Annotated in this window: 3 protein-coding genes; all 3 read right to left on the bottom strand. The window is 73.8% G+C overall.

Annotated elements, in window-relative coordinates:
• Positions 1-95: 95 nt before the first annotated feature.
• Positions 96-1,205: a peptide chain release factor 1 gene (gene prfA / locus AC5FZL_RS16185; protein WP_493619906.1), complete on the bottom strand. Its 1,110-nt coding sequence runs from the start codon at positions 1,203-1,205 to the stop codon at positions 96-98.
• 124 nt (positions 1,206-1,329) lie between these two features.
• Positions 1,330-1,542, bottom strand: a complete 213-nt coding sequence (gene rpmE, locus AC5FZL_RS16180) for a 50S ribosomal protein L31 (RefSeq protein ID WP_493619905.1) — start codon at positions 1,540-1,542, stop codon at positions 1,330-1,332.
• Between the two features lie 167 nt (positions 1,543-1,709).
• Positions 1,710-3,048: transcription termination factor Rho (gene rho / locus AC5FZL_RS16175; RefSeq protein WP_493619904.1), on the bottom strand; the 1,339-nt coding region annotated here is incomplete at its 5' end.

The raw sequence follows: 3,048 nt of genomic DNA, 5'->3' as shown, positions 1-3,048 counted from the left end.
GGCGTCCGCGCGGGCCGAGGGGACCCCGGCCTCGGCGAGCTGCGCGCTCGCCTCGCGCAGGGCGGTGGACAGGTCGAGGGCGCGGGATCCCATGATCACGACGAGGGGGTGGCGGAGGTGGTCGTGGCGGCGTCGAGCCGGGCGCTGGCATCGGCGTCCAGGCACGACTGCACGACCGGGTCGAGCTCGCCGTCGAGCACCTGGTCGAGGTTGTGCGCCTTGTAGCCGGTGCGGTGGTCGCTGACCCGGTTCTCCGGGTAGTTGTAGGTGCGGATCCGCTCGGAGCGGTCCACGGTGCGCACCTGGGAGCGCCGCACGGCCGACGCCGAGGCGTCCGCCACCTCCTGCGCCGCGGCGTGCAGGCGCGCCCGCAGGATCCGCATCGCCTGCTCGCGGTTCTGCAGCTGCGACTTCTCGTTCTGGCAGGAGGCCACCGTGCCCGTGGGCAGGTGGGTGATCCGCACGGCGGAGTCGGTGGTGTTGACCGACTGCCCCCCCGGGCCCGAGGAGCGGAAGACGTCGATCCGCAGGTCGTTCGGGTCGATGGCGACCTCGACCTCCTCGGCCTCGGGCAGCACGAGGACGCCGACCGCGGAGGTGTGGATCCGCCCCGCGGACTCGGTCACCGGCACCCGCTGCACGCGGTGGACGCCGCCCTCGAACTTCAGCCGCGCGAACGGGCCCTCGTCGTCGGGGCCGGCCGAGCCGCGGGCCTTCACCGCGACGGCCACGTCCTTGTAGCCGCCCAGGTCGGACTCCGTCGCCGAGAGCACCTCGGTGCGCCAGCCCTGCCGCTCCGCGTAGCGCAGGTACATCCGCAGCAGGTCGGCGGCGAACAGCGCCGACTCCTCGCCGCCCTCCCCCGCCTTGACCTCGAGGATGACGTCGCGGTCGTCGTCGGGGTCGCGCGGCACGAGCACCCGGCGCAGGTGCTCGGCGGCGGCCTCGGCCGCGGCCTCCAGCGCGGGCAGCTCCTCGGCGAAGGCGGCGTCCTCGGCGGCCAGCTGGCGGCCGGCCGCGAGGTCGTCCACCGCCGCGCGCCAGGCGCCGTGGGCGGCGACGACGCGCCCCAGCTCGGCGTAGCGGCGTCCCAGCGCCCGCGCCCGGCCCTGGTCGGCGTGCACCGCCGGGTCGGCGAGCTGGGCCTCGAGCTCGGCGTGCTCGGCGAGCAGCTCGCCGACCCGCCCCGTGGTCTCGACCGTCACCGGTCCGCCCTCCCCGCCCTGCTGCTCGTGGTCATCGGTCTTCGCCCCGGCACCCCCGGACGCGACGACGCCGGCCCGCCCCGAGTGGGGTCGGACCGGCGTCGGACTCGCGCCGGGGCGCTGGTCAGCTGGTCTTCTTGCCGTACCGCTGGTTGAAGCGGGCGACGCGGCCACCGGTGTCCAGGATCTTCTGCTTGCCCGTGTAGAAGGGGTGGCAGGCGCTGCAGACGTCAGAGCGGATCTCGCCGCCCTGAGCGGTGCTGCGCGTGGTGAACGTCGCGCCGCACGTGCAGGTGACCGTGGTCTCGTGGTAGTCGGGGTGGATGTCGTTCTTCAAGGTGGCTCCTCCATCGGGGAGGCCGCCGGGTCGTGCGCCGAGCGCGCACGGGAGCCGGAGGCCGACGGGCCAGTGTGCCAGAGGCTCGAGAACGCCTCCGGCCGGTCCAACGCCGCGGGGACCTCCCGTGTTCCAGGCGGCCCCCGCGGCGTCGCGGCTGGGGTGGGTCAGTCCTTGCGGCCGGTGCCGCCGGAGGACGGGGTGGTCTTGGCGACCTCCATGAGGAACTCCGCGTTGCTCTTGGTCTCGCGCATCTTGCCCAGCAGCAGCTCCAGGCCCTGCTGGGAGTCGAGCGCGGTGAGCACCCGGCGCAGCTTCCACATCACGGCGAGCTCCTCGCGGCCGAGGAGGATCTCCTCCCGGCGCGTGCCCGAGGGGTTCACGTCCACCGCGGGGAAGATCCGCTTGTCCGCCAGGCGGCGGTCCAGGCGCAGCTCCATGTTCCCGGTGCCCTTGAACTCCTCGAAGATGACCTCGTCCATCTTCGACCCGGTCTCGACCAGGGCCGAGGCCAGGATGGTCAGCGAGCCGCCGTTCTCGATGTTGCGGGCGGCGCCGAAGAAGCGCTTCGGCGGGTAGAGCGCCGCGGCGTCCACACCACCGGAGAGGATCCGGCCGCTGGCGGGGGCCGCGAGGTTGTACGCGCGGCCGAGGCGGGTGATGGAGTCGAGCAGCACGACGACGTCGGTGCCCAGCTCCACGAGCCGCTTGGCCCGCTCGATCGCCAGCTCGGCGACCGCGGTGTGGTCCGAGGCCGGGCGGTCGAAGGTCGAGGCGATGACCTCGCCCTTCACCGACCGCTGCATGTCGGTGACCTCCTCGGGCCGCTCGTCGACGAGCACGACCATGAGGTGGACCTCGGGGTTGTTGATGCTGATCGCGTTGGCGATCGCCTGCATCATCAGCGTCTTGCCGGCCTTGGGCGGGGAGACGATGAGGCCTCGCTGGCCCTTGCCGATCGGGGCGACCAGGTCGACGATCCGCGTCGCGGCGATCGACGGCTCGGTCTCCAGGCGCAGCCGCTCGTTCGGGTACAGCGGCGTGAGCTTGCCGAACTCCGGACGCCGGCGGGCCTCCTCCGGGGAGGCGCCGTTGACGGTGTCCAGGCGCACCAGCGCGTTGAACTTCGACGGGCGGTTGCCGTTCTGCGGAACCTGCTCGCCCTCGCGCGGCTGGCGCACGGCGCCGGTGACGGCGTCGCCGGGGCGCAGGCCGGACTTCTTGACCTGGTTGAGCGGGACGTACACGTCGTTCGGGCCGGCCAGGTAGCCGGAGGTGCGGATGAACGCGTAGCTGTCCATCACGTCGAGGATGCCGGCGATGGGCAGCAGGACGTCGTCCTCGCCGACCTCGATCGGCGCCTCGTCGCCCGGCACGGGCTCGGTGCCGCGCCCGCGGCGCTTGGTGCGGTCGCGGTCCCGGTAGCGGCCGCGGCGCCCGCGGCGGCCGCGCTCGTCGTCCTCGTCGAAGGCGTCGGGACCGTCGGTGCGGGACTCGGGGCGGACC

It is taken from the genome of Quadrisphaera sp. DVD1 (genome assembly GCF_058932755.1).
This window is presented reverse-complemented; position numbering and strand designations above follow the sequence as displayed.